5 protein-coding genes and 1 pseudogene are annotated in these 3,959 nt (G+C 66.0%); 1 reads left to right on the forward strand and 5 read right to left on the reverse strand.

The window, feature by feature from the left end:
* Positions 1–30: 30 nt before the first annotated feature.
* The 5 genes from DBR20_RS12590 to DBR20_RS12610 are packed head-to-tail and all read right to left on the reverse strand — an operon-like array spanning position 31 to position 3,416.
* Entirely contained in the window at positions 31–234 is a 204-nt protein-coding gene (locus DBR20_RS12590) for a PspC domain-containing protein (protein WP_089235996.1), read from the reverse strand.
* A 50-nt stretch (positions 235–284) separates the two neighbouring features.
* Positions 285–653 (reverse strand): YfeK family protein, encoded by a 369-nt coding sequence (locus DBR20_RS12595; protein WP_108266404.1) that lies wholly within the window; start codon positions 651–653, stop codon positions 285–287.
* The gene (locus DBR20_RS12600; RefSeq protein ID WP_100552861.1) at positions 650–1,717 is read right to left on the reverse strand and encodes a class III poly(R)-hydroxyalkanoic acid synthase subunit PhaC; all 1,068 of its coding nucleotides are present in this window, start codon (positions 1,715–1,717) and stop codon (positions 650–652) included. Before DBR20_RS12600 ends, DBR20_RS12595 begins: the two co-directional genes overlap by 4 nt.
* A gap of 3 nt (positions 1,718–1,720) precedes the next feature.
* Positions 1,721–2,779 carry a class III poly(R)-hydroxyalkanoic acid synthase subunit PhaE gene (phaE, locus tag DBR20_RS12605; RefSeq protein WP_108266405.1) on the reverse strand — a complete coding sequence of 353 codons (1,059 nt, stop codon included), beginning with the start codon at positions 2,777–2,779 and terminating at the stop codon, positions 1,721–1,723.
* Between the two features lie 22 nt (positions 2,780–2,801).
* Positions 2,802–3,416, reverse strand: a complete 615-nt coding sequence (locus DBR20_RS12610) for a phosphatidylcholine/phosphatidylserine synthase (protein WP_025879258.1) — start codon at positions 3,414–3,416, stop codon at positions 2,802–2,804.
* Positions 3,417–3,761: 345 nt separating this feature from the next.
* Here DBR20_RS12610 and DBR20_RS23150 point away from each other — a divergent pair.
* Positions 3,762–3,959 (forward strand): annotated as a pseudogene (locus tag DBR20_RS23150) (methyltransferase); the annotation flags it as partial.

A 3,959-nucleotide genomic window follows, 5' to 3' on the forward strand; every position in this document is an offset into this window, starting at 1 on the left:
GCCAGATCGGCCAGGGCCGGGACGTGGTGTTCAATCGGCCTCGTTGGGGATCAGCAGCCACAGCAGCAGGTAGATCAGGATGCCTGGGAAGGCGGCCGACGCCAGCGAGATCACCACGTACAGCACCCGTACCAGGGTCGGGTTCCAGCCGAAACGATGGGCGATGCCGCCCATCACCCCGGCGATCATGCGGTCGTTCAGCGAGCGCGACAGGGTGCGCGGCACAGCGTTCATGGCAAGGTCTCCCGGCTGACTGGCTGCGGCCACTGTAGCGCCTGCCGTGTCTACGGCGTGCGTTGGCGCAACGCCTGCAGGCGGGCGCCGAACCACGCCGCCGAGGTCTGTTCGGGCTGGCCGGGGCAGCGGATCCGGTACGCCTTGCCACTCATGCTGCTCTGGCTCGCCGCACGCTCGATGAACTGCTCGGCGCTGTCGACCATGTCCTTCTTCAGCAGGTAGTCGTACTTGCGCTGCAGGTGCGAACGCGCATCGGCGGGACCGTACCAGCTGCCATTGCGCTGGAACTGGCACTGGGAACCATCCAGGCTGCCGATCAGCTGCGTGATTTCGCGGCGCGCATCGGCACTGGGCGCGGCGCCGGCAATGCCCGGTGCAAGGGCCAGCGCAAGCGCGACCAAGGGCGAATACTTCATGGCGTGCGTTCCTTCAGCCAGTTGTCGATGGTCGCCGGCACTTCGCGCTGCGCGCGACCGGAGACGTAGATGCCGATATGCCCACCGCGGAAACTGGACTCGGTGTAGTCCTGCGTGCCCAGCCGGCCACGCATCGCACGTGATGCATCCGGTGGCACCAGGTGATCCTGTTCGGCGTAGATGTTGAGCACGGGCAGGGTCACCTTGGCCAGGTCCACCGCCTCCTCACCGATGTGCACGGTGCCGTTGACCAGTCCGTTGCCCTGGTAGAACTGCTTGATGAACTCGCGGAAGGCCTCGCCCGCCAGATCGGGCGAATCGAAGATCCACTTTTCCATGCGCAGGAAGTCTTCCAGCGCGGCCTTGTCATCGAGGATGTCGAGCAGGCCCACGTACTTCTGCACGTTCAGGCGGAACGGCTTGAGCATCAGGTAGCTGGCATTCATCAGATCGGCCGGGATGTTGCCCAGCGTGTCCACCAGCAGATCCACGTCCACCTGCTGCGCCCAGTGCGACAGCATGTTGTCGGCGGTCTGGAAATCGACCGGGGTGACCATGGTGATGAGGTTGCCCAGCTTCTGCCGGCGCAACGCGGCGTAGCACAGCGCGAACACGCCGCCCTGGCAGATGCCCAGCATGTCGACCGGGCCTCCACTGCGTGCGCGCAGCGCATCCACCGCGCCATCGATGTAGCGCAGCAGGTAATCCTCAAGTGTCTGGTAGCGCTCGGAACGATCCGGATAGCCCCAGTCCAGCACGTACACGTCCTGGCCCAACGCCAGCAGCTTCTGCACCAGCGAGCGATCGGCCTGCAGGTCGACCATGTACGGGCGGTTCACCAGCGCGTACACGATCAGCAGCGGCGTGCGCCGGACCGGTGCGTTCTCGCCGACGAAGCGATACAGAACCACCTTGCCATCGCGCCAGACTTCCTCGCGGGCGGTGGCGCCATAGTCGACATCCTCCACCTGCGGCAACAGCTTCAACCCTTCCATCAGCTTGCGCTGCATGGCCAGGGTCTCCTGCATCAGGTCATCGGCATTGAAGCCCAGCGGTCCTTTCATGGCTTACGACTTCCGCGTGGTCGTGCGGGAGGTGGCCTTCTTCACTGGAGCTTTCTTCGCGGCAGCCTTCTTCGCTGGTGCCTTCTTCGCGGCAGGCTTGCGCGCGACGGGCTTCACCCTGGCAGGCGCCGGCTGGGCCACCGGATCGACCGCGTCGGTACCGGCAAGCACCGCCACCTGTGCCTGCAGCCGGCGCAGATTGCGCTCGAGCTCGGCGATGCGACGGTGGGCGGCATCCATCTCGGTGCGGGTCGGCAGGCCGATGCGTTCACTCATCTGTTCCACCTCGCGTTGCAGCCCCGCGCGCAGGCGCATCTGCGCATTGCCCAGCGCCGCGTAGATCTGCTGGAAAGGTGCAGACATGGCGACCTTGGCGTAAGCCTCCTCGGCCACTTCGATCCACAGATCGAACATCGCCCGTGCGCTGGTCAGCTGGCTGCCGGGCTGCTCATGCTCGGCCAGGCGCTGTTCGAACAGGTCGAACGCTTCTTCCAAAGCCTGCTTGATCTGCTCGACATAGGCCTGCGAGTGATGCTGGTACTCCTCCTGCGCGCGCAGCAGTGCCTGCCACCGCGCCTGGTGCTCGCGGCCGGGCCCGAACGCCGGGCTCTGCAGCCAAGGACCGGCCAGCGTCTGCAACTGCTGGAACCACGCCGTGAACTCCGGCGCAGCAGCGCCAGCGTGGGTGCTGCCACGGGCGCCCTGCAGCATCCACTGCAGCATGCCGTCGCCCTGACCCTTCACCGCTTCACGCCAGGCCTGGGCAACCTCGGCACTGCTGGCATCGCGGCCGGCAAAGCGTGCAGCCACTTCCTGCATGGTGCCGTACCAGCTGCCAGCCTGTTCGCGGAACCGCCGCACCGCCTCTTCCGGTGCAGCCGCACCGGTCTCGGGCAGCAGTTGACCCCACCAGTCGAACAGGTGCTTCCAACTGCCCGGGTCGTCGCCAGCGGGGGCCCCCGACACAGTCGCGTGGCGCAGGGCATCGCCCCAGGCACCGAAGTACTGCCGGGCCAGGTTCTCGAAATCACTGCTGCCGGCGTCGTGGGCCGAGCTGGTCATCGCGCTTCTCCGCGGGGCTGGGTCATGGCTTGGGAATGCGCAGGGTCTTGCTGATCATCAGCGACCCGGACAGCGCGAACAGCAGCACCAACGGATGCAGCTGCCAGGGGCCGATCTGCCACTGGCCCAGCCACAGGTCGTGGCCGATGGCATCGGTGCCGGCGGCGATCGCCAGCACGATCACCAGCGCCAGGCTGGTGGGGATCGGTGTTCCCTCGAAGTACTTCACCTTGCCTTCGTCACCGCTCATCGCCTCGGCGGTCACGTTGTAACGGGCCAGGCGGCTGACGCCGCAGCAGACGAAGTAGCTCAGCACCAGCCAGTCCCAGCCCCCCTGCATGCCACAGGCATAGGCCAGCGCTGCGGGTGCGACACCAAAGGAAATCACGTCCGACAGTGAGTCGAGCTCGCGGCCCAGGGTCGAACTGGACTTGCGCCAGCGCGCGATACGGCCGTCCAGTGCATCGAAAATGAAAGCCAGCGGGATCAGCGCCATGCCGAACAGCAGATAGCCGCGCTCGCCATCCTGCAGGAAACGCATTGCGGCAAACACCGCGCCGGTGCCGCAGAAAGCGTTGGCGAGGGTGAACCAGTCCGCCAGATGGAACTCGCGCAGCATCGAGAAGTGACGTTTCATGAAGTCTCACGGGGCATCAAGGCCCACAGGGTACCGCGAGCGCCGCCACCGACAACAGCGTGGGCTGACCCCGTCCTTCACCCGTCACTCACCGATCCTCACCAGCGGTGAATTTTTCGCCACCCATCTTGACAGCCTAGGGGGGTGGCGCCTGCCAGTGCTTATCCACAAAGTTGCCCACGCGTAATCCACACCCCCTGTGGACAACTGGCTCTCACCGACTGCGACGCTGGACATTTCCTCATCACCTCAAGCCGGGGTTTCCCTACTTCCCAAGCCGATCGGCTGGCGCTATGGTCTGCGGCGGACCCGCCGCCGCCACGTCCGACTCCTTACCGACGGACGATGTTGATGCTGGATGCACGCACCCTGGCCGCGCAGTTGCGGCAGCCCCATGGCGAGGCCGCGCTGGCCGTGGGCCAATCGATGAACCGCAGCAACGGCGCCCTCAACCAGGCAGCAATCGCGTTGCTGGCGGTTGCGCCCGGAGAGCAGGTGCTGGAGATCGGCCCCGGCAACGCCGCCTTCGCGCCGCTGCTGCTG

This window comes from Stenotrophomonas sp. HMWF023 (genome assembly GCF_003060985.1).
GTDB classification, from domain to species: Bacteria; Pseudomonadota; Gammaproteobacteria; order Xanthomonadales; family Xanthomonadaceae; genus Stenotrophomonas; species Stenotrophomonas lactitubi.

What these genes read in the sequence shown, in the direction of transcription:
- DBR20_RS12590 (WP_089235996.1), bottom strand. Translation starts at nt 234, where the DNA reads ATGAACGCTGTGCCGCGCACCCTGTCGCGCTCGCTGAACGACCGCATG.
- DBR20_RS12595 (WP_108266404.1), bottom strand. Translation starts at nt 653, where the DNA reads ATGAAGTATTCGCCCTTGGTCGCGCTTGCGCTGGCCCTTGCACCGGGC.
- DBR20_RS12600 (WP_100552861.1), bottom strand. Translation starts at nt 1,717, where the DNA reads ATGAAAGGACCGCTGGGCTTCAATGCCGATGACCTGATGCAGGAGACC.
- phaE (WP_108266405.1), bottom strand. Translation starts at nt 2,779, where the DNA reads ATGACCAGCTCGGCCCACGACGCCGGCAGCAGTGATTTCGAGAACCTG.
- DBR20_RS12610 (WP_025879258.1), bottom strand. Translation starts at nt 3,416, where the DNA reads ATGAAACGTCACTTCTCGATGCTGCGCGAGTTCCATCTGGCGGACTGG.